At 69.6% G+C, this 21,007-nt stretch carries 25 protein-coding genes; 16 read left to right on the top strand and 9 right to left on the bottom strand.

Annotated elements, in window-relative coordinates; all coding sequences use genetic code 11:
* Positions 1–57: 57 nt before the first annotated feature.
* Positions 58–1,773 (bottom strand): CHAT domain-containing protein, encoded by a 1,716-nt coding sequence (locus JT689_RS07080; RefSeq protein ID WP_205250790.1) that lies wholly within the window; start codon positions 1,771–1,773, stop codon positions 58–60.
* A 113-nt stretch (positions 1,774–1,886) separates the two neighbouring features.
* On the opposite strand from JT689_RS07080, the gene glyA reads away from it, so the two are divergent.
* The gene (gene glyA, locus JT689_RS07085; RefSeq protein WP_205250791.1) at positions 1,887–3,134 is read left to right on the top strand and encodes a serine hydroxymethyltransferase; all 1,248 of its coding nucleotides are present in this window, start codon (positions 1,887–1,889) and stop codon (positions 3,132–3,134) included.
* Between the two features lie 172 nt (positions 3,135–3,306).
* A complete protein-coding gene (locus JT689_RS07090; RefSeq protein WP_010903030.1) occupies positions 3,307–4,200 on the top strand; it encodes a bifunctional methylenetetrahydrofolate dehydrogenase/methenyltetrahydrofolate cyclohydrolase in 894 nt (297 codons plus the stop codon).
* A 34-nt stretch (positions 4,201–4,234) separates the two neighbouring features.
* Here JT689_RS07090 and JT689_RS07095 read toward each other — a convergent pair whose 3' ends face one another.
* Entirely contained in the window at positions 4,235–4,939 is a 705-nt protein-coding gene (locus JT689_RS07095) for a TFIIB-type zinc ribbon-containing protein (protein ID WP_205250792.1), read from the bottom strand.
* Positions 4,940–5,032: 93 nt separating this feature from the next.
* Here JT689_RS07095 and JT689_RS07100 point away from each other — a divergent pair, with 93 nt between their 5' ends.
* The 4 genes from JT689_RS07100 to JT689_RS07115 all read left to right on the top strand — a co-directional run bounded on the left by JT689_RS07100 (position 5,033) and on the right by JT689_RS07115 (position 8,101).
* Positions 5,033–6,331: an alpha/beta fold hydrolase gene (locus JT689_RS07100; RefSeq protein WP_205250793.1), complete on the top strand. Its 1,299-nt coding sequence runs from the start codon at positions 5,033–5,035 to the stop codon at positions 6,329–6,331.
* Between the two features lie 167 nt (positions 6,332–6,498).
* On the top strand, positions 6,499–6,954 hold the full coding sequence (locus tag JT689_RS07105) for a hypothetical protein (RefSeq protein WP_205250794.1): 456 nt from the start codon (positions 6,499–6,501) through the stop codon (positions 6,952–6,954).
* 30 nt (positions 6,955–6,984) lie between these two features.
* Positions 6,985–7,896 carry a DUF1028 domain-containing protein gene (locus JT689_RS07110; RefSeq protein WP_205250795.1) on the top strand — a complete coding sequence of 304 codons (912 nt, stop codon included), beginning with the start codon at positions 6,985–6,987 and terminating at the stop codon, positions 7,894–7,896.
* A 58-nt stretch (positions 7,897–7,954) separates the two neighbouring features.
* Entirely contained in the window at positions 7,955–8,101 is a 147-nt protein-coding gene (locus JT689_RS07115; protein WP_205250796.1) for a hypothetical protein, read from the top strand.
* A 210-nt stretch (positions 8,102–8,311) separates the two neighbouring features.
* On the opposite strand, the gene JT689_RS07120 is transcribed toward JT689_RS07115, so the two are convergent.
* The gene (locus tag JT689_RS07120; RefSeq protein ID WP_205250797.1) at positions 8,312–8,608 is read right to left on the bottom strand and encodes an amphi-Trp domain-containing protein; all 297 of its coding nucleotides are present in this window, start codon (positions 8,606–8,608) and stop codon (positions 8,312–8,314) included.
* A gap of 141 nt (positions 8,609–8,749) precedes the next feature.
* Here JT689_RS07120 and JT689_RS07125 point away from each other — a divergent pair, with 141 nt between their 5' ends.
* Positions 8,750–9,028, top strand: coding sequence for a PadR family transcriptional regulator (locus JT689_RS07125; RefSeq protein WP_010903037.1), 279 nt, complete (start codon positions 8,750–8,752; stop codon positions 9,026–9,028).
* A 3-nt stretch (positions 9,029–9,031) separates the two neighbouring features.
* Positions 9,032–9,277, top strand: a complete 246-nt coding sequence (locus JT689_RS07130; protein WP_205250798.1) for a hypothetical protein — start codon at positions 9,032–9,034, stop codon at positions 9,275–9,277.
* Here the strand turns inward: JT689_RS07130 and JT689_RS07135 are convergent.
* Positions 9,274–10,422, bottom strand: coding sequence for an AI-2E family transporter (locus tag JT689_RS07135; RefSeq protein WP_205250799.1), 1,149 nt, complete (start codon positions 10,420–10,422; stop codon positions 9,274–9,276). The genes JT689_RS07130 and JT689_RS07135 overlap by 4 nt on opposite strands.
* 91 nt (positions 10,423–10,513) lie before the next feature.
* Between JT689_RS07135 and cofD the strand changes: the two genes are divergently transcribed.
* The 6 genes from cofD (at position 10,514) to JT689_RS07165 (ending at position 14,982) form a co-directional block, all read left to right on the top strand.
* The gene (gene cofD / locus JT689_RS07140) at positions 10,514–11,524 is read left to right on the top strand and encodes a 2-phospho-L-lactate transferase (RefSeq protein ID WP_205250800.1); all 1,011 of its coding nucleotides are present in this window, start codon (positions 10,514–10,516) and stop codon (positions 11,522–11,524) included.
* Position 11,525: 1 nt separating this feature from the next.
* Entirely contained in the window at positions 11,526–12,257 is a 732-nt protein-coding gene (locus tag JT689_RS07145) for a tRNA-dihydrouridine synthase (protein ID WP_205250801.1), read from the top strand.
* A gap of 130 nt (positions 12,258–12,387) precedes the next feature.
* Complete coding sequence (locus JT689_RS07150; protein ID WP_205250802.1) at positions 12,388–13,380, top strand: deoxyhypusine synthase; 993 nt, start codon at positions 12,388–12,390, stop codon at positions 13,378–13,380.
* Between the two features lie 85 nt (positions 13,381–13,465).
* Positions 13,466–13,645: a 30S ribosomal protein S17e gene (locus tag JT689_RS07155; protein WP_010903043.1), complete on the top strand. Its 180-nt coding sequence runs from the start codon at positions 13,466–13,468 to the stop codon at positions 13,643–13,645.
* Between the two features lie 46 nt (positions 13,646–13,691).
* Positions 13,692–14,723: an aspartate-semialdehyde dehydrogenase gene (gene asd / locus JT689_RS07160; protein ID WP_205250803.1), complete on the top strand. Its 1,032-nt coding sequence runs from the start codon at positions 13,692–13,694 to the stop codon at positions 14,721–14,723.
* A gap of 43 nt (positions 14,724–14,766) precedes the next feature.
* Positions 14,767–14,982, top strand: coding sequence for a hypothetical protein (locus JT689_RS07165; RefSeq protein WP_205250804.1), 216 nt, complete (start codon positions 14,767–14,769; stop codon positions 14,980–14,982).
* Here JT689_RS07165 and JT689_RS07170 read toward each other — a convergent pair.
* Positions 14,979–15,926 carry a D-2-hydroxyacid dehydrogenase gene (locus JT689_RS07170; protein WP_205250805.1) on the bottom strand — a complete coding sequence of 316 codons (948 nt, stop codon included), beginning with the start codon at positions 15,924–15,926 and terminating at the stop codon, positions 14,979–14,981. The two genes, JT689_RS07165 and JT689_RS07170, sit on opposite strands and share 4 nt — an antisense overlap.
* A 100-nt stretch (positions 15,927–16,026) precedes the next feature.
* On the opposite strand from JT689_RS07170, the gene JT689_RS07175 reads away from it, so the two are divergent.
* Complete coding sequence (locus tag JT689_RS07175) at positions 16,027–16,278, top strand: hypothetical protein (protein WP_010903046.1); 252 nt, start codon at positions 16,027–16,029, stop codon at positions 16,276–16,278.
* Positions 16,279–16,616: 338 nt separating this feature from the next.
* On the opposite strand, the gene JT689_RS07180 is transcribed toward JT689_RS07175, so the two are convergent.
* A complete protein-coding gene (locus JT689_RS07180; RefSeq protein WP_010903047.1) occupies positions 16,617–16,967 on the bottom strand; it encodes a hypothetical protein in 351 nt (116 codons plus the stop codon).
* 48 nt (positions 16,968–17,015) lie between these two features.
* The gene (locus JT689_RS07185; RefSeq protein WP_229373347.1) at positions 17,016–18,308 is read right to left on the bottom strand and encodes a methyl-accepting chemotaxis protein; all 1,293 of its coding nucleotides are present in this window, start codon (positions 18,306–18,308) and stop codon (positions 17,016–17,018) included.
* 87 nt (positions 18,309–18,395) lie between these two features.
* Between JT689_RS07185 and hisD the strand changes: the two genes are divergently transcribed.
* Positions 18,396–19,673 (top strand): histidinol dehydrogenase, encoded by a 1,278-nt coding sequence (hisD, locus tag JT689_RS07190; protein ID WP_205250806.1) that lies wholly within the window; start codon positions 18,396–18,398, stop codon positions 19,671–19,673.
* Positions 19,674–19,811: 138 nt separating this feature from the next.
* Here the strand turns inward: hisD and JT689_RS07195 are convergent, their stop codons facing one another.
* Both JT689_RS07195 and JT689_RS07200 read right to left on the bottom strand, forming a co-directional pair.
* On the bottom strand, positions 19,812–20,018 hold the full coding sequence (locus JT689_RS07195; protein WP_012289329.1) for a dodecin: 207 nt from the start codon (positions 20,016–20,018) through the stop codon (positions 19,812–19,814).
* A 50-nt stretch (positions 20,019–20,068) separates the two neighbouring features.
* Entirely contained in the window at positions 20,069–20,983 is a 915-nt protein-coding gene (locus tag JT689_RS07200) for a metal-dependent hydrolase (RefSeq protein ID WP_205250807.1), read from the bottom strand.
* Positions 20,984–21,007: the final 24 nt, after the last annotated feature.

Raw genomic sequence — 21,007 nt, forward strand, 5'->3', positions numbered from 1 at the left:
TGTGGCTATTTAATTTTATCGGACGCATGCGGTGGAAAACGCGGTTTTTCGGATGGTTCAGTCGAAGTCCCCGCAATTCTGTTGGGCAGGACGGACGACCGCCGCAGCCTCGTCGGCCCAGTAGAACTGTCCGTCGAGCACGACCGGGGCGTCCACCCGTGGCAGCGTCCTGGCTAGCTCGGTTGCGGACGCGGTGAACGTCACCTGGTTGCCGCCGAGCCGCCGGTTCCCACCGGCCAACAGCGGTGTCGGCGTGCCGCCGCCGTGATTCGCCATAGAGTGATCCGTCCACGCCACCCGGTACTGATCGCCACCGTCGACCGCGTCGACGTGTGCAACGCCGGTCTCGCGGTCGTCAGTCACCGCAAGCGTCTGCGTCCCATCCCCGACCACGGCGTAGTCTTTGCCCATGCGGATCCGGCGCCGTGCCAGTCGGAGCGCCAACGCGATCGGGAACCCAGCCAGCAGCAGCCGGGCGAACGCCGTGCCGACTTTCGCGGCCTGGGCGTCGAGGACCTTCCGCAGCGTGACCGCACCGGCGACACTCCCTCCCTCCACGAGCGCCAATCCCTCGTGGAACGACCCGCACGCGTTCAGGAAAAACGTCTCGACGTTGAGCGCCGGCAGATCCGCGACCGACACGTGGCCGTCGGCACACCGCAGCCCGTCGACCGCGCAGTGGCCGATGTAGTGGACGAACTCGTGGTGGGTGGTGAGCACCTCTGTCAGCTCGGTGCGCGTGAGCCGCTCGTGGAGCGTGACGTCGATCGGGAGGTCCCCGGCGCGCGACTCGTAGATGTCCGCGACTGCGTCGTGCTCGCCGGCCATGTCGCGGTCGTTGAGCACGACCGCCACGGAGATCGCGTCCCGGTCGGCGTCGCGCTGGTATTCGTCGTGGTTGCGGTACGATGCCGGATGTGATTTGAACGCGTCCACGGGGATCCCGTCGGCCAGCCACCCCTGCATGCGACCCGGGCGGTCGACCGGATCGACCATCTCGACGCTCGCCACCGGCCCCGGTGCGCCCCGGTAGAAGTCATCCAGCGACCGCGAAACGAGTTCCTGGCGCTCCAGGCTGGCCGTTTCCGGCGGGAACACCAACGCCAGCCGGTCCAGTAGGTACGGCAGCGTCGTCGCGTGCTCGTAGGTGGGCGCAACGTGCATCCCGAGATGCCAGTCCGGAACCCGGTCGGCGACACGCTCGAAGGGGGTCTCCAGGTACGCGGCGAGCCGGCCGGCCGGCGACGCCGCAGCCAGCCGGGCCGGGTCCAGATCGAGGTCGTCCAGCAACGCCGTCTCGGTCGCGCTCGGGCCGTCAGTGGTCGCCTCCCGAACCAGGCAGTCGAGCCAGAACACCCGCGAAAGCACCGCTGGCACGGCAGTCGGCGGGTCATCCAGCGGCCACACGACACCGTGGTCGGGGGCGCGCAACACCGGGTCGGCGTCCGGCGCGACGGTCACGGTCGCGCCGAGGTAGAACGCCAGCGGCGCGGTCACGAACACCGACCGCAGCGACGACGGCAGGCGCACCTCGATACCGGTCGCTGGGGTTGCGTTCGCGACTGCGTCGGGAATCGAGTAGGTGTCGCCGAACGCGACGGCCGGCGGTCGCTGCCGGTTTGACTGCAGGCTTCGTGCCGGCCCCATGGTCTCGTGGGCGGCCCCAGCGTGCGTGATGCTCGCCGCAACGCCCGCGATCGACCGCGGGACGGTGATGGTGTCGGGTGCCGACTCGGTCACGCGCCGACCGCCCGGCGACTGCCGCTTGGTCACGTACCAGCCCGGTTCGACGCCATCGCATATATTTCTATCGTGGCACAAACAGGACGCCACTGCGTGCGCGCGTGCTCGGTAGACTTATGGCCCGTGCGCCACCCCCTGAGAGTATGGCTTACGACGAGGTTCGGGAGGTCGACCCGGAGGTCGCCGACGCGCTCACCGGCGAGCGCCACCGGCAAAACGACACGCTCGCGATGATCGCCAGCGAGAACCACGTCAGCGAGGCGGTCATGGAAGCCCAATCCAGCGAGCTCACGAACAAGTACGCCGAGGGGTATCCGGGGTCGCGATACTACGGCGGCTGCGAGTACGCCGACGACGTCGAGGAGCTCGCCGTCGCGCGCGCCAAGGAGCTGTTCGGGGCCGATCACGTGAACGTCCAGCCCCACAGTGGGTCGTCGGCGAACATGGGCGTCTACTTCGCCACGCTTGCGCCCGGCGACAAGATCCTCTCGCTGGATCTCACCCACGGCGGCCACCTGAGCCACGGCCACCCCGCGAACTTCGCGGGCCAGCTCTACGAGGTCGAGCAGTACGAGGTCGACGCCGAGACGGGGCGCCTCGACTACGAGGCGCTGCGCGAGCACGCCGACGCGTTCGAGCCGGACATGATCGTCTCCGGGTTCTCGGCGTACCCCCGGGAGGTCGAGTGGGAGCGCATCCAGGCGGCCGCCGACGCCGTCGGCGCGCTGCACACGGCCGACATCGCGCACATCACGGGCCTGGTGGCGGCGGGCGAACACGCCTCCCCGGTCGGCGTCGCGGATTTCGTCACCGGATCGACGCACAAAACCATCCGGGCGGGCCGCGGCGGGATCGTGATGTGCGACGAGGCGTTCGCCGACGACATCGATTCGGCGGTGTTCCCGGGCGCGCAGGGCGGCCCCCTGATGCACAACATCGCCGGGAAGGCCGTGGGGTTCAACGAGGCGCTCGACCCGGCGTTCGAGGAGTACGCCGCGCAGGTCGTGGGGAACGCCGCCGTTCTCGGCGAGCGCCTCCAGGAGCACGGCTTCTCGCTGGTCTCCGGGGGCACCGACACACATCTGGTGCTCGTCGACCTCCGCGAGTCACACCCCGACATCTCCGGCGGGGACGTGGAGGGCGAACTGGAGGACGTCGGCATCGTACTGAACGCGAACACGGTGCCCGACGAGACGCGGTCGGCGTTCGACCCCTCCGGGATCCGCATCGGCACGCCGGCGCTGACGACCCGCGGCTTCGACGCCGACGCGATGGAGACGGTTGCGGACTGCATCGCGCGCGTCATCGACAACCTCGGCGACGAGTCGGTGTACGCCGATGTCGCCGACACCGTTGCGGACCTCTGCGAGCGGTACCCGCAGTACGAGTGACCTGACTGCGGGCGCTGTTCTCGCCACGTACGCTGCGAGCCGGCGACCGCCGACGCGAATCTGATGCACGCCCCACCCGGATAATGCATGTTTGTGGATACAAGTAATCTGGAAAACACCAGTTTATGCATACACCGCCATATTCAAGGGCGGCCGCCGCGGACGGAGACGCATGACCGAGATCATCGACGGCGACGCCGTCGCCGCGCAACTGCGCGCGGACCTCACCGGGGCCGTCGAGACACTCGAAACCGCGGGTGTCACGCCACGGCTGGCGACCGTACTGATGAACGACAAGCAGGCCAGCGAGACGTACGTCTCGATGAAACAACAGGACTGCGAGGAGGTCGGGATCGCCGCCGAGGACGTCCGCATCGACCCCGAAGCGTCCGCCGACACGCTGTTCGACACCGTCGCCGAGTTGAACGCCCGGGAAGACGTCCACGGCATCCTCGTCCAGGACCCGACGCCCGATCACGTCCCGGACGAGCGCGTGCTCTCCGCGGTCGACCCCGCGAAGGACGTCGACGGCTTCCACCCGGAGAACGTCGGGAAGCTGGTCGGCGGCACCCCGCGCTTCAAGCCCTGTACGCCCCACGGCGTGCAGAAGCTCCTCGCACACCAGGGCGTTGACCCCGACGGCGCGGAGGTCGTTGTCGTCGGCCGGTCGAACATCGTCGGGAAGCCGCTGGCGAACCTCCTCGCACAGAAGGCCGCCGGCGGCAACGCCACCGTGACGATCTGCCACAGCCACACCGACGACCTCGCCGCGCACACCCGGCGAGCTGACGTCGTGGTCGCGGCCTGCGGGGTTCCCGAGCTGATCGACGGCGACATGCTCTCCGGAGACCCGGTCGTCATCGACGTTGGCATCAACCGCGTCGACGCGGACACCGAGAAGGGCTACGAACTCGTCGGCGACGTGGACTACGACTCGGCGGAGGCGGCCGCCAGCGCCATCACACCGGTCCCTGGCGGCGTCGGCCCGATGACGCGGGCGATGTTGCTGTACAACACCCTGGCGGCCGCCAGCGAGCAGACCGGCGTTGCGGTCGCGCTCCCCTGACCGCCAGCGGCCGCGACCGGACTGTTCTCGGTTGTCACCCCAGCGCGTTCAATCGTGTCCGGGCGCGCTCGATCCCCGCCTCGTCGCCGCGGAGCGCGTCCCCGATCGCCCGCACCGCCGCCACGAGGCGGGCGCTGTCCTGGGGGTCCACCTCGCCGTCGAGGGCGTCCACTCGACGACCGTGCTCTCGCGCGCGCTCCAGGAGGTCGCGCTCGGGCATCGGCACGTCGCCACCGCAGTACGCCCGAACGTCCGCCCGATAGGCGTCGACGGCCGCCGCAGCCGCCAGCCCCCGAGGCCCCCGCAGCGACGCCGGCACCGCGGCAGGTGTGGGCCGCTCACCGTCGGCAGCCCCGTGCAGCAACGCAACCACGTGGCGCTGTTCGTCGTCGCTGATCGCGTGTTGGCCCGCGAGCACCACCCCGACGCGCCACAGCTCCGCGGCGGCGAGGTAGGTGTCGTCGAGGTCCAGGAGGGTGCCGCCGGAGACGAACCCGCGGGACCGACAGTACTCGCGGCACGCCTCCGTCGCGGGTTCGAGGGCGTCGAGCACGTCCTCGGAGCCCGCACGCTGGGCCGCGGTCAGGTCGAGGGCGTCGGCGGTATCGGTGTGCGTCTCGCGCTCGCCGACGCCGACGCTCCGGCGGCTCCCGCAGCTCGGGCACTCGACGCTCCCGGTCTCGAAATACGACCAGCGCGTCCCACACGACTTACACTCGCGCTCGCCGCGCACGTCCATACTCCGGCGTTGGCCGGGTGGCGGGATAACTCCGGTGGCTCGGCGTCTGACAGACCACCGACCTATTTCCCGCGGCGTCGGGAACCCCGGCATATGCCATCACGTGACCCCGAAGCGACGGCCACTGAGTTCGCCGACCGATTCACGGCCAAAGACGCGGCCACCGCCACCGAGGCCGCCGCACTGCTCTCCGAGACCGGACGCGAGGCGGTCCTCGACGCGTTCTCAGCGGGCCTCCAGTTCGGCGAACTGGACGCCGAAGACGCCCTCGAAGAGTTCCGGTACGGGCTGTACGGCCAGTACGGCGAATCTGCGGGCGTCGGCGACGTGACCACCGATGGTGCCGAGGTATCGGTCGAACTGGCGTTCGCCGATGGCAGCCAGCGCCTCGACCTGCGCGTCGCCGACGGCGAGGTCGCCGACTTCGCGCTCCCCAGCGAGTACGAACCGCCGGCATACGCCGAGGCCGACGCCTTCACCGAGCGCGGCGTGACCGTCGACGCCGGCGACGTGGCCCTCGACGGCACGCTCGCAGTTCCCGACGGCGACGGTCCGTTCGCCGGCGTGGTGCTCGTCCACGGGGCCGGAATCCACGATCCCGACGGGACGGCCGGCGAGTCGAAGCTTCTGCAGGACTTCGCGTGGGGGCTGGCGACCGAGGGTATCGCGGCCCTCCGGTACGAGAAGCGCCTACACGACCACGACGTGGCCCCTGAGGAGCACACGCTCGACACTGTCGTCGTTGACGACGCGGTCGCCGCCCTCGACGAACTCGCGAGCGCCGACACGGTCGACGAGGACGCGCTGTTCGTCGCGGGCCACAGTCAGGGCGGGCTGGCCGCGCCCCGAATCGCCGACAGACACGGGGGCGTCGCGGGTGTCGTGTCCCTCGATGGCCCGAGTGGGACGGAGCCCGACCCCGACGACGTCAGGCACCTCCGGTACTTCCTCGAACCGGACGGCGACCTCGACGAGGACCAGGAAGCGCTCCTGGCCCAGCAGCAGGAGACCGCCCAGCGACTGGTCGACCGCGACTACGAGCCCGACGAGGTGCTCAGAGACAAGCCGGGTCGGTGGTGGGACAGCGTGCTGGACTACGACCCGGGCGCGCTCGCCGAGTCCATCGACGCGCCGGTGTTCGCGCTGAAGACCGGGCGCGCCGACCCAGAGGCGCAGCCCGAACTCGTCGAGATGCACCGGGAGCTGCTGGCCGACTGGCGCGACCTGGACCTCGGGGAGGCGGGCCGCGTCGCGTTCTACGACGGCCTCGGGCACTACTTCCAGACGGGGCACGAGCCGTCCACGATGACACACCTCCAGTTCGCGGACAACGTCGCCGAACACGCCGTGCGTGACGTGGCGGAGTGGGTCCGGGGCGTCGCCGACACCTGACCCCACCGACGCGATCACCACGTCGAACCGGCACGCCTCACGGGAGTGCGGTCTGACAAACCGAGTCTGTCCCATCGCCGGACTTATGCTGACATCGGGGGAGCAGACTACCACGATGCCGAGTTACACGCAGACTCCGGCCGCCGAGGATACCCGAAGCCGCAGCGATGCGGCTGGTCGAGAAATTCGCCGGCTCGCCTGACCGTTGGGCCGAACGCCGCGGCGACCGCGTGGTCGTCTCCGTGGACGGCGACGAGCTGGTGCTCCCGACGGACGACGCCGAACAGCTACGGGACTCGCTTTCCGACGCGCTGACTGCCCGCGAGTCGTTCATGAACACGGCGGGCGTGCGGCGGCCCGACGGCAGTTACGTCGTCGAGCGCCGGGGCGCGGACTCCGCCGGGAACCGCAAGGTCTTCGAGAGCCTCGACGCGCTCCGGGGGCGCTGCCGGCGGCTTCCCGAGACGTTCACCGCCGAGGACCTCTCGGCCACGGGGCTGACGGCCGGCCGCCGACACATGGTGCTGTGGCACCTCGTCGAACACCCGGCGTTCCCGGTGGCGCTGGCGAGCCGCCAGCCGCTGACCGCCGAGAAGACGGCAACGGAGGTGGCCGAGCCGTAGTCTTTTGCCCGGCGCGGGCAACCGTGCCCCATGACGTTCTCTATCGTCGCGCGGGACCCCGAGACCGACGCAGTCGGCGTCGCCGTCCAGTCGAAGTTCGTGGCCGTCGGTTCCGTCGTCCCGTTCGCGAGCGCGGACGCCGGTGCCATCGCCACCCAGAGCCTCGCGAACGTCGCGTACGGCTCCGATGGCCTTGACCTGCTGCGGGCGGGACACTCGGCCGACGAGGTCGTCACGGAACTGACGAGCGCTGACGACGAGGCCCCACAGCGGCAGGTGGGGGTCGTCGGCCAGGACGGCTCCGTGGCGGCGTTCACGGGCGCGGAGTGCGTCGACCACGCCAGCGACCGGCAGGGCGACCACTACACCGCCCAGGGGAACATCCTGGCGAACCGGGCGACGGTCGACGCGATGGCCGACACGTTCGAGGACACCGACGGCGGGCTGCCCGAGCGGCTGCTGGCGGCGCTCCACGCCGGCAACGACGCGGGCGGCGACCAGCGTGGCGAGCAGGGCGCGGCCCTGTACGTCGCCAAGCCCGGGGGTGGCTACGACGGCGGAAACGACCGCTGGATCGACGTGCGCGTCGACGACCACGACCACCCGATCGACGAGCTCGAACGGGTGTTCCACATCTACGACATCACGCTGCTGGAGCGCGAAGCCCCCACTGAGTACCGCGAACTCGCGGGTGACACCGCCGAGTCGGTGCTGGCGGCGCTGTCCGAGCTGGGGTTCTACGACGGCGCTCCCGGCCGCGCGTTCGGGGACGCCGAGCGCGACGCGCTGGCGGCGTTCCAGGCGGTGAACAACTTCGAGAACCACGATCTGGATGCCTTAGAGGACGCACTCGCACGCGGCTGGGCGGACGCCGTCGGCGAGGGCGAGGACCGCCTGGTGAACGCCATCTGGCAGGGGATCTCGCGGCTGGACCGCACGTAGCGGGTGGCCGGGCCCTCGGAGGGGGCGTTTCTTACTGCTGGAGTTGCTACCGGGTGGCATGCGCGATGAGGAGGAGATCCGCGAGCAGTACCAGTTCTTGGTCGAGGAGTTGGAGTCAGAGGAGATGAGCCACGAAGGCATCCGGGAGATGTTCACGTACTACCGCCGGGCGCTCGGATGGGCGCTCGAAGAGGAACACATGTAACCGCCGTATCACCACCGCCAGGAACAGATTTATGATGGTCGGTCACTTCGGATTAGGTGACGCTTCGCTTGGAGGGCCGAAGCGTCAGCGGGGACCAATTCAGGGCGGCTGCGGGGCCGGGGTTTCCGGCTCCGCATCCTTTTCCGTTGTGACGACTCGCGCAGCAGCGCCCGTATCCCGGCTCCGGATGTCACGCCGGCCGGCGCGGGTTCAGGAGATGTCGAGTCCGGTGTCGGTCGTCTCGCCGTCGGCACTGTGGTCGGCGTCGTCCCATTCCAGCTCGAACTCGATGCTGAGCTCGTCGGGGCCGCTGCCCCCCGTCGTCTCGCGTTCGGCTTTGACCTCGAAGTCGACGGACGCCGGCGGATCGACGGTTTCGGTGTCCCCGCCGGCCGACAGCGTGATCGTGTCGTTGTTCTGTAGGCTGTCCGCGACGGTGCGCAGGTAGGCGGCGACGTCGGCACGCGACTGCGTGGACTCGGATTCGAACAGGACGGTTTCCGTCATGTGGCCTCCAACGCGCCCAGCACGTATAACATCGCGGGCGAACCACCGGCCACTCGGCGCGCCACGAGTGAGATCACCCCCCGAGCTGAGGCCACCAGTCTTATACTCCGAGCCACGAAACTAGTACCGGATCCAAGACATATGCACGACTTGACAGGGTTTCAGCGAGACCTCTTGTACGTTGTTGCGGGGTTAGATGAGCCCCACGGACTGGCGATCAAGGACGAACTCGAACAGTACTACACATCAGAGATCCATCACGGGCGACTGTACCCGAACCTCGACACCCTCGTCGAGAAGGGGCTCATCGACAAGGGCGAACTCGACCAGCGCACGAACTACTACACGCTCACGCATCGTGGCACCCGGGAGCTGGAGGCGCGCCGCGAGTGGGAAACCCAGTACGTCGGTCAGTCCTGACGGATGGTGGCTGCGCGGCTCGCGACCGCGGCGGTCGGTGTCGCCGGAAGCCTCGCGGTCTCTGTCGTCGCCTGGCAGGTGTTCGACCTGCCGGTGTTCGTCCTCGCGGTGCCGTTCGTGCCGTTCCTGTTTCGGCGGCGACGCGGCGAGCGGTCGTCGTCCCGCACCCGACGGTGTCCCGAGTGTGGATTCACCACCCGGACCCCGTCGGTCACGCATTGCCCACACGATGGAGCCGAACTCGATTAGGCCGCAGTGTCGTCCGGGTCGGCGGCGCTCTCGGGGTCGGCGTCAGACGCCGGTGTGTCGTCGGCGCCGGCGGGCACCGGCGCGATGCCCTCGCCCGCAACCAGCTCCGGGAGCACCAGCCGGGCGAAATGCACCACGAACACGAGCACCATCGGACCGAGGAAGATGCCGTACCAGCCCCAGATGAGCGGTCCGAACACGTACGCCAGCATCACCAGGCCCAGGTGGAGGTCTCGGCCCGAGACGTAGGGGCGCACGACGAGATCCGGGATGAAGTCGATGACCACCGCTGCAACCACGCCGAAGACGGCGACGAACCCGTAGCCACCCCCGCTTCGGGCCGCAGCGACTGCCAGCCACCCCAGAAGCGGGATCCACACCAGCTTGATCCCGACGACTGGGATCAGGCTCGCAGCGCCCGTCAACAGCCCCATGAGCGTCGGGTACGGGATCGACAGGCTGCTGGGGAAGACGATCTGCAGGACGTTGAACGTGATCGACGCGATCACGCCGGTGATGAACGCGAACAGGATGTTCCCGAAGAAGATGTTCGAGAAGTCGGCGTCGATGGCGGCGGTGTACGCGCGCACGACGCCGTCGCTGTCGGCGAACCGGCTGTGGAACCACTCCGCCAGCCGCGTGTCGTCGCGCAGCAGGTAGAACGCGATCGTGATCACGGCGAACAGGTGGACGAACGCGGTCCCGAGGAAGCCGGCGTACTGGCCGGCGCTGCGCAGCGTGGTGTTGATCGCCGCGCGGACCGACGGCTGGCCGAGCAGCGACTGTGGGTCTTGGACGGCCCTCGAAACGTCGACGTACGGCTGCACGAGCGCTTCAACGGTCGTGAGGTCGATCTGGGGTGCGTTGAGCACTCTCGTGAGCTCTTGAATCCCGACCGCGGTGGTGTAGGACAGCAACACGACCACCGGGAGTGCAAGCACCAGCAGGGACGCGACGGCGGCGACCGATGACGACCGCAGATGGCGGTCCACTCGGCGGTACACCGGGCGTGTGGCGTAGTACAGGAAGAACCCCAGGACGAACGTTCCCACGAACGTGTACACGACGTACACGAGGGCGGCCGTCAGCGTGGCGCCGATGGCCCACCACGCCGCGCGGCCGCGATCGATGCGCGTGTCTCCCATACGTTTGGCACCGCCGGTGCGTGCATAAATCCCTGCTGTCTCCGGACCGTCGGACGGAAGCGTTTACTCGCCGGCTCCCCGAGGCGTTCGCATGACGACGTTCCTGGCCGGGGGGACGGGCACGCCGAAGCTCCTCGCCGGCGCCCGCAGGGTGTTCGACCCCGCCGAAACGACGGTTGTCGGGAACACCGGCGACGACGTGGCGCTCGGCGGACTGCTCGTGTGTCCGGACCTCGACACCGTGCTCTTCGAGGGTGGTGGCGTTCTCGACCGAGAGACGTGGTGGGGGATCGCGGACGACGGGTCGACGACCCACGACTACCTCACGGACCTCGCCGCCGCAGCCGACATCGACCCCGATACGCCCCGGTATCTGCCCGACGACGCGCAGACCGCCGGCCGCGACATCGCGCGCTGGCGGCGGTTCTCGGCCGCCAGCGAGTTCATGTTCATCGGCGACCGCGACCGCGCCGTACACACGCTGCGCGCGGGCCTGCTCGACGAGGGGCACACGCTCACCGAGGTCACCCGCCGGCTCGCCGACGCCTTCGATCTCAGCGTCGACCTCGTGCCCATGAGCAACGACCCCGTGGCGACGATCGTTCAGACGCCCGACGGCGAGCAACACTTCCAGACGTTCTGGGTGGCCGAGCACGGCGACCCCACGGTCGAGGACGTGGAGTTCCGGGGTGGCGAGCGCGCGACCGCGGCACAACCAGCGATCGAAGCGATCCGGGATGGACCCGTGGTCGTCGGCCCCTCGAACCCCGTCACGAGCATCGGCCCGATGCTCGCTTTGGACGGCATCGCGGACGCACTTCGGGACGCACAGGTGGTCGCCGTCTCCCCGTTCGTCGAGGACGAGGTGTTCTCGGGCCCCGCCGCGAAGCTCATGGCCGCCGTCGGCCACGACCCGTCGACTGCGGGGGTCGCCGACGCCTACGACTTCGCGGACGCGTTCGTCCTCGACACCGCCGACAGCACCGACCTGGATCGGCCCGTGGTTCGAACGGACACCAGCCTCGACACCGAGGCCGACGCCGAGCGCGTCGCCCGCGCCTGCCGGGACGCGCTCGTGGCCGCCAGCGGGGAGGTGGCCTGACGTGTTCGCGCCGCGGCTCGCGCTCGCCAGCCTCAGCGGCGAGGCGGACGCCGAGTGGGCGATGTCGGCGGGCGAACACGCCGGCGGCGTGTTCCTCGGCGGGATCGCCGTCGACGAACCGACCCGGGAGGCCGCCCGGGCGATGGTCGACCGGGATCGCGAGGAGTTCCTGCCCGCCGATCCCGTGGCGTGGGTCGACGACCAGCTCAGTGAGCTCGACGACGCGTTCCTGCGGCCGGCCGTGAACGTCCGGGCGGTGCGCCTCGGCCCGCTGCGCGATGTCGCCGCCGTCTGCGCCGCCCACGACGCCATCCTGGAGGTGAACGCGCACTGCCGGCAGGACGAGCTGTGCGACGCCGGGGCCGGCGAGACCTTGCTCCGGGACACCGACCGGCTCTGCGAGCAGGTGCGGGCGGCCAGCGACGAGGGCGCCGCCGTCTCCGTGAAAGTGCGGGCCGGCGTGCAGGGCGTCCACCTGCCCGTGCTCGCGCAGGCCATCGAGCGGGCCGGCGCGGCTGCGATCCACGTCGACGCGATGGACTCCCGGCGGGTGGTTCGGGACGTCGCCGACGCCACAGACCTGTTCGTCGTCGCGAACAACGGCGTTCGAACACGGGACGACGTCTTCGAGTACCTCTCGTACGGCGCGGACGCGGTCAGCGTTGGCCGGCCGAGCCGCGACCCCGAGCGCGTGCGCGCCGTCTACGCCGCCGTCAAGGAGTGGCTGCTGTGACGCCCATCCGAAGGGTGGGCTGTCACGGCGCGCGTGGGTCGGTTCTGCAGTGGGCCAGCGGAGCCACGCACAGCGTGGCCGGCCACGCGATGTCGGGACGTTCAAATCCGCGCGCCCACAATCCACTCGTATGACAGGCGACGACGCCGACGAGACGCACGAGAACGTCGTGCCGGGCTCGGACGAGGACCTCGACACGCCCGACGTTCGGGGCTACGACTTCAGCGGTGAGTTCGACTTCTTCGAGCTGCTCGACTCGTACGCGACGACCGGCTTCCAGGCCTCCCACCTGGCTGACGCCGTCGACATCACCCGGGAGATGCGCGAGGACGACGCCACGATCTATCTGACGCTCACGTCGAACATCGTCTCGTCGGGGCTGCGGGAGGTCGTTGCCCACCTCGTGCGGGAGAACTACGTGGACGTCATCATCACCACGTCGGGCTCGCTGACCGAGGACGTCATCAAGACGGCGAAACCGTTCAAGATGGGCGAATGGGACGTCGACGAGGCCGCGCTCCGCGAGGAGGGGATCAACCGCCTGGGCAACATTTTCGTGCCGTCGGACCGCTACGTGTGGCTCGAAGAGTATCTCTACGACTTCTTCGAGGAGTTCTTCGCCGACCAGAAGGTCCGCACCCCAACCGCGTTCGCCCGGGAGCTCGGGGCGACGTTGGACGACGAGGATTCGATCCTGAAGAACGCCGCCGACAACGACATCCCCGTGTTCTGCCCGGCGCTCACGGACGCCGAGATCGGGAACTTCCTCTACTACTACCGCCAGGGCTACGACAGCGAGGTCGGAATCGAGATCCTCGACGACTACGACGCCCTCATCGAGGAGGGGCTGTTGGCCGACACGACGGGGCTCATCTGTGTGGGCGCGGGCGTGCCGAAACACCACGCGATCATGACGAACCTGTTCCGCGGCGGTGCCGACTACGCGGTGTACATCTCCACGGGCATGGAGGGCGACGGGTCGCTGTCCGGCGCACCGCCCGAGGAGGCGGTCTCCTGGGGGAAGATCAAAGACGAGGACGCGGAGCCGAACTACGCGCTGATCGAAGCCGAGGCGACGCTCGTGTTCCCCCTGCTGGTTGCGGGTGCGTTCGAGAACCCGTAACGACGGCGTCCGACGGCAACGGGGGCTGTTGGAGCGCTGCACGCGAAGCGAATCCTTTTAACGAGCGGCGGGGCAAACGGGCTGTATGGCTATCAAGCCCGACTACGTCAAGAAGACGGGGAACATCCTCATGGAGCGATACCAGGATGCGTTCTCCCGGGAGGACTTCGAGCACAACAAGGACGCCGTCACGGAGCTGACCAACATCGAGTCGAAGAACGTCCGCAACCGGATCGCGGGCTACATCACGCACAAGCGCAACTAGTACTGCGACCCAAAGTGGTATCACGCACTCCCACTGAAACGGGGGTATGACCACAGTTGGCGTACTCGGTGCGACCGGCGCGGTTGGACAGCGCTTCGTACAGTTGCTCGCCGGGCACGAGACCTTCGAGTTGTCCGTCGTGACTGCCAGCCCCGACAGCGCCGGTGAAACGTACCGTGACGCCGCGAACTGGGGGCTCGACACGCCGGTTCCGGAGTCCATCGCGGAGTTGCCCGTGCAGCCGACCACGCCGGCTGCGATCCCAGACGACACGGCCCTCCTGTTCTCGGCGCTGCCCAGCGACGTGGGGGCGGAGGTTGAGCCGGCTCTCTGCGAGGCTGGGTTCGTCGTCTCCTCGAACGCGAGCAACGAGCGCCGCGCCGCCGACGTGCCCCTCGTGGTGCCGGAGGTGAACGCCGACCATCTGGGGTTGATCGACGTGCAACGCGACGCGCGCGGGTGGGACGGCGCGCTCGTGAAGAACCCGAACTGTTCGACCATCACGATGGTCCCCACGCTGGCGGCCCTCACCGAGTTCGGCCTGGATCGCGTGCACGTCGCGACCCTGCAGGCCGTCTCCGGGGCGGGCTACTCGGGGGTCACGTCGATGGAGATCCTGGACAACGTCGTGCCCCACATCGGCGGCGAGGAGCGGAAGATGGAGACCGAGTCCCGGAAGCTCCTCGGGGAGTTCACGGGGGCCGAAGTCCAACACCACGACGCCGTCGTGTCCGCCTCCTGCAACCGCGTCCCCACCTTGGACGGGCACTTGGAGAACGTCTTCGTCGAAACCAGCGACCACCCCGCGCCCGCGGACGTGGCGGCCGCCTTCGAGGACGCGCCGACACTCGACCTCCCGAGCGCGCCCGACCCGCTCATCGAGACCTTCACCGACCCCGAGCGCCCGCAGCCCCGTCTCGACCGGATGCGCGGCGACGGCATGGCGATCGCCGCCGGCGGCATCCAGACCACCGACACCGGCATCCAGTACAACTGCCTCGCGCACAACACCATCCGGGGCGCGGCCGGCGCGAGCATCCTGAACGGCGAACTGCTCGCCCGCGAGGGCTGGGTCTGAGCGTCGGGCACACACGTTTGCGTTCGCCCGAGAACGCTGCGATATGACTCGCATCGAGTGGGCGTACACCCCTGCGACCAGTCGCGCACTCCGCGTCCTCTCGCTCGTCGGCGCGGGCGCTCTCGGGTCGCTGTTCGTCTGCTTCGGCGGCGCGCTCGTCTTCCTCGCGGCGACCTCCCGCGGGCACGCCGCTGGGATCGGAGTGTACGTCGCGCTCTTCGGCTGCCTGTTCGCCTGGCTCGGCTCCGTCGAGGGCTAGTCCACGCGGTTTTCGAGCGAGTCGCCGGCGTCCAGACGGGAGAGGTTCTCGGCGACGATGTCGGCGAGTCGCGGCCAGTAGTCGGGCGTGTGGCCGGCGTTGTGTGGCGTCAACAGGACGTTCTCGAAGTTCCACAGCGGGTGGTCTTCGGGCAGCGGCTCGGGGTCGGTCACGTCGAGAGCGGCGCCGCGGATCGACTGCCGGCGGATCGCCGTAACCAGCGCGTCGGTGTCGACGACGCCACCGCGTGCGACGTTCACCAGCACGCTTTCGGGAGGGAGCGTGTCGAACGCCGCGGCGTCGATGAGCCCGCGCGTGGTGTCGGTCAGTGGCGTGGCGAGCACGAGGTAGTCGGTGCGTGCGAGCGCGTCGTGGACCGCCGCGTCGTCGAACCCGATGACCTCGTCTGTCGGGCCGCCCTTCGATGGGGTGTACCGGACGCCGATGGTGTCGACGTCGAAGCCCTGGAGGCGGTCGACGACTGCGTGTCCGATCGCGCCCAGGCCGACGATGGTGACCGTCGAGCCGCCGAGTTCGTGGGCCTGGTAGTGGCGGTACTCGCGGCGCTGCTGTCGCCGCCACCCCTCGTGGAGGTTCCGCGCGAACGTCAACACGGAGCCGAGGACTTGCTCGGCGATGCTGGGCGCGTGGATGCCCGCGGCATTCGTCACCGCCACGCCGCGCTCGCGCAGCCGGTCCATGGGCAGGTGGTCGTAGCCGGCGTACGCACACGCGAACACGTCCAGGTTCCGGGCGGCGTCGAGGAGGTCCCGGTCGATCGCCGCACCGGTCACGACGCTGGCGTCAGCCACCAGGTCGCGCTCCGCGGCGGGCGTGCGGGCCACCGCCACGTCGCGGGTGGGCAGGCGGTCCCGGAGCGCGTCGGCGTACTCATCAACGGCCAGTCCATGCGTGCCCGTTCGCAGGACAACGACATCGGTCATGGCTGAGTGATCGGCACCCCGCGGTGTAAGCGTTCCGCGACAACCACCGTCCTCGCCGCTTTGCGAAGGGTTTTTCACTCACCTCCAATAGCATGACGTGATGAGTCAGCCACAGGGCCTCTCCTGTGCCGCCAAGCTCGCACGCGTGGTCCTCGACAACCGCGGCCCGCTGTCCCCCGTGGAAGTCGCCGACGAGGGCCGCCTCAGCGAGCCGCAGGCTCGTGACGCCCTCGCGGAGCTCGCCGACCAGGGCGTTGCGGAATGCGTTTGCGGCCTCTGTGAGTCCAGAGAGGAGATTTACGCGCTCACCGACACCGACCGCGGGGGTGGCTCCGGGCACGGCGAGTCGTAACCCTGATTGTTCGTGGCCTGATACCATGCGTGCACGCCGCTGTCCCCGGCCGAGTACGGCCATGCGGCCGCGATGACCGCCCGGAGAACCCCGGCGTGCGACATCACCGACGGCCGGCTGACGCCGGCACACGACGTCGGGGCCGTGTTCCGGTCCCGCGCCGCGGTGGCTTGCGCCGCCCCGGCAGTTGGCGGGGTCGACGACCCCGCCCGCCCGCCACGAGGGTTTCCCGGCCGACAGGGCGTGCCGCCCACGGATGAGGCCGGTCGTTAGTGTCGCGGGCGACACCGTTCCTTCGAACACCGTTTGACCGCCCAGCCTGCGCTGTAGGCGCGGCGTCAGCGCTCAGCGTCGCTGCCGGTGGACTCCTCGGAGAGCTCGGCGGCCACCTGTTCGGAGACCGCGTCCGGGACCCGCGACTCGACCTCGTCGCCGACGCGCGCTTCGGCTTCGGCCTGGACCTGCTCTTCGGCCGCCTCAGAGACCGCGTCCTGGATGGCGCGCTCGTAGATCGACATCTTCTCCCAGACGCGCAGGATATACCCGACCACCAGGCCGGCTTCGAACGCCGCAACCCGCGGGTCGAAGCGGTAGACGAGTACCGCGAACCCACCGATGAACAGCACGCCGTACAGCAACTCGATGTGGAACATCGTCTGCCAGCCGTGCAGCCGATTTCGAACGGACATACGGCCGGGGGTACGGTGGGCGGCGCAAAAAATCCACCAACCAGGCGGTCACTCGTCGTCGCTCGTGAGCACGCGTTCGGCGTCACGCACCGACTGCTCGATGTCCGACAGCATGTCCGTCTGCTGTTCGTTCGCGGCTGCGACGTCGGCCGTTTCGTCGGCCACGGCGTCGGCGCGCTCGACCACCGTGTCGATCGCCGCGGAGATCTCCGCGGCGGTTTCGGCCTGCTCGTCGGTGGCGGCCGCGATCTCCGCGATGCCCTCCGCGGTCTCCCCGATCGCGCTGGCGATCGCGTCCTGGTTCTCGACGAGCTCCTCGGCGGCGGTGCGCGCCGAGGACACCTGATCGTTGGCCGCGGCGACGCTTTTCGCGGTTTCCTCGCTGTCGGCTTCGATGTCCGCGACCAGCGCTTCGATGTCGCCGACCTGTTGTTGGGACTGCTCGGCGAGGTCCTTGACCTCCTCGGCGACGACCGAGAACCCGCTGCCGTCCTCGCCGGCGCGGGCGGCCTCGATGTTGGCGTTCAACGCCAGCATGTTCGTCTGGTCGGCGATGTCGTTGATCACGTCCACCAGCTGGTCGATCTCGTCGAGGTGCTCGCGCAGCGACGCGGTGTTCACGCTGACCGTGTCCCCGGCGTCGGCGAACGCCTCCACGGCCGCCAGCACGCGCTCGGCTGCCTCCCGGGATGCCTCGGCCCGTTCGCGTGCTTCCGTGCTCCGCTGGCGCACTTCGTCGGCGCTGGCGGCGACCTCTTGGATGGTGGCCGACAGATCCGACACGTCGGCGGCGATGTCGTTGACGTCGCTTGCCTGTTCGGCGGCGAGATCGCTGATCTCCTGGCTGGCGTCGGCGACTCCTTCGCCGGCGTCCCGCAGCTCCGTCACGGCCGCCTCCACGTCGTCAGTGAGCGTGCGCTGTGCGCGTGTCACGCGCTCGCGCTGTTCAACCACGTCGGTCACGATGGTGAGGACTTCCACGGCCCCGATCACCGCACCGTCGTTGCGCAGTGGGGTCGCCGAGGCCTTGGCGTGCTGGGCGCCTGCAGGCAGTTCCGAGGTTCGAATCGACGTCTCTCGGATCGCCTCGCCGCGCTCCAGGACGGCTTCGGCCAGCGTCTGGGTCTCCCCCTCGGTGCCGAACAGCTCGATCGAGGGGGTGCCGACCGCGTCGGCGGCCTCGACGCCCGTCATCTCCACGATGGCGTCGTTCCAGAGCACGACCGTCCCGTCGCGGTCAACGACGAACAGCGGCTCCGGGAACGCCGTGAAAAACTGACTGAGTGCGCCGCGCCACACCTCCTCCCCCATGTCGTCGGCGTCCAGTGCGGCAATCGACATGGATGGGGTAGGAATGACACATAAATAAGCGTCTCGGTGGTTGTGTGCGATGAAAACGCACTAACGGTGCGGGATCGAAGCCGGCGTATGGAGTACGAAGCCGTCGCCGACCTCTCGCCAGATCGCCGGGTGGCGTTGTTCGAACGGGACGCCGGCGTCGACGCCGTGCGCTCGGACGTGGCGGAGATCCTCGACCGCGTGGAGAGCGAGGGCGACGTTGCGCTGCGGGCGCTCGCCAGCGAGTTCGACGACGTCGAGGTCGGGAACCTGGACGTCACCGACGAGATGGAGCGCGCCGCTGACGCGGTGCCCGACGACGTGTACGACGCCATCGAGGACGCCGCGGCGAACATCCGGGCGTTCCACGAGGCCCAGTTGCCCGACGACTGGCGGGAGTCGTTCGCTGCGGGGCGGGAGCTGGGGCGGCGCTTCCGGCCCGTGCGGCGGGTGGGCGTGTACGCACCCGGCGGCACGGCAGCGTACCCGTCGTCGGTGTTGATGGGGGTGATCCCGGCGGTAGTGGCGGGCGTCGAACAGGTGGCCGTGGCGACGCCGCCCGCCGAGACGATCAACCCCGTCACCCTGGCGGCGGCGCACGCCGCCGGCGCGGACCGCGTCTACCAGGTCGGGGGCGCGCAGGCCATCGGCGCGTTCGCGTACGGCACCGAGACGGTTGACACCGTCCAGACGGTCGTCGGCCCCGGCAACAAGTGGGTGACGGCGGCCAAAGCCGAGGTGCGGGGCGACGTGGAGATCGACTTCCTGGCGGGCCCCTCCGAGTTGCTCGTGCTCGCGGACGAAACCGCGGAGCCGGCGTTCGTCGCCGCCGACCTGCTCGCGCAGGCCGAACACGATCCGAACGCGAGCGTGGTTGCCGTCACCGACGACGAGGCGACCGCCGCCGCGATCACCGACGCGGTCGCGGCCCGCCTCGACGACCGCGAACGCGCCGACACCATTCGGGCCGCCCTCGACAACGAGGCCAGCGGCGTGTTCGTCGCGCGGTCGATGAGCGAGGCCGTGGTGTTCGCCGAGGAGTACGCCGCCGAACACCTCTCGATCCAGGCCAGCGACGACGAGGCGCTGCTGGACCGCATCGACAGCGCCGGCTCGGTGTTCCTCGGCGGGTACGCGCCCGTCGCCGCCGGCGATTACGCCGCCGGCACCAATCACGTGTTGCCCACCAACGGGACCGCACGGGTCACCGGCGGACTGAGCGTCGACACGTTCCTGCGCTCGACGACGGTCCAGCGCCTCGACCGCGAGGGGCTGGCGGCGCTCCGGGAGACGGTGACCACGCTGGCCGACGCCGAGGGACTTGAGGGGCACGCGGCCAGCGTCGACGCTCGGTTCGAGGACGAGTAAACCGAACCGAACGCCTCCTTGCTCGCGTCCGGACTGGCACGTCGACACGGACGCGGCGGACGATCTCCCTGTGCGCGCCTCGACGGCTCCACGGCCGGCTTCTTCGTGCGAATCCACCCGAGAAGGCGGCGTGATCGACTACTGGGAGCCGTCGAGTTCGAACGCCACCTGCACTTCCGTCTGATACGTGCGCTCCTCGACGGCGCCGATTTCGACGCCCTGGTCGACGACTTCCGCCCACACCACGTTGTCGAGGGTGTCCTCCGCGCGGTCGATGGCGTCGTCGGCGGCGGCGGTGAAACTCTCCTCGCTGGTGCCGGTGAGCAGGACCTTCTTGAAGACCATATGACAGCATTCCGCTGGAGCCGGCATAAAACTATGCGCCGGCGGGCGTGCTACGCGACGCCAGCCAGGTACAGCGCCGCGTACGCGGCGACCGCGACCGTGACGGCTGCGAGCCCGGTGAGCGCGGCGGCGGGCACCGTGGGGCGTCGCCGATGTGGGATGGGGACGACGCCGATGGTGCCGACCGCGAGCACGCTGAACACGAACTGATAGGAGGTGTCGAGGGTTGGCGCGGGCACGGCGAGCACCGCCAGGCCGTATCCAGCGCCCGCGACCGCGCGGGCGGTGACAAACTCCCGGAGGCTGCGGTCGGCGATCGCGAGCGCGCCCAGCACACCCAGCCAGATGGCCGCGAGCTCGACCCCGAACGCGCCCACCACCTGCAGGGTGGGGTCGGCAGCGAGCGTCACGCGCTCGGCGAACACGGTGGCGTCCAGGGGGGACAGCAGCGCCGGCGGGTCGCCGGTGAACAGATCACCGAACGGGTGGCTCACCAGACCGACGGCGGCGACCGCGAACAGGCGCCGCCCGCGGACGCCGATCCCCGATGCGACGGCGGCGAGGAGCCACCCGGTGACCGCGAACACCGCAGCAACGACGGCCGCGACCGGGCCGCTGGTGGCGAACACGGCGGCGACCAGCGCGCCCAAGCAGCCCGCGGCGAGCGCCCGGTGGGTGGGCGCGAGCGCGAACGCGGCCGCTGCCGGGAGCGCAATGACAACCGAGTGGGTCACGCCCCGGTGGGCGGTCGTCGACGCGCCCCAAAAGGAGTTGGCCGCGGCGAGGGGCTGGGTCGGATCGACGCCGACGACCCCGACCAGCGCGGCCACCATGTCGACGTCCGGGAGCGCGGCGAACAGCCCGGCGGCGACGGCCAACGCCAGCACACGGCGACGGGGCGCGTCCGTTCGGCCGACGAGCAGCGCCACCACGCCGAACGCCAGCGTCGCGTGTCCAACGAACATGCCCGCGATACGCCGCCGCGGCGC

Origin of the sequence: Halobacterium sp. GSL-19, from assembly GCF_016917855.1 — an archaeon.
Classification (GTDB): Archaea; Halobacteriota; Halobacteria; order Halobacteriales; family Halobacteriaceae; genus Halobacterium; species Halobacterium salinarum.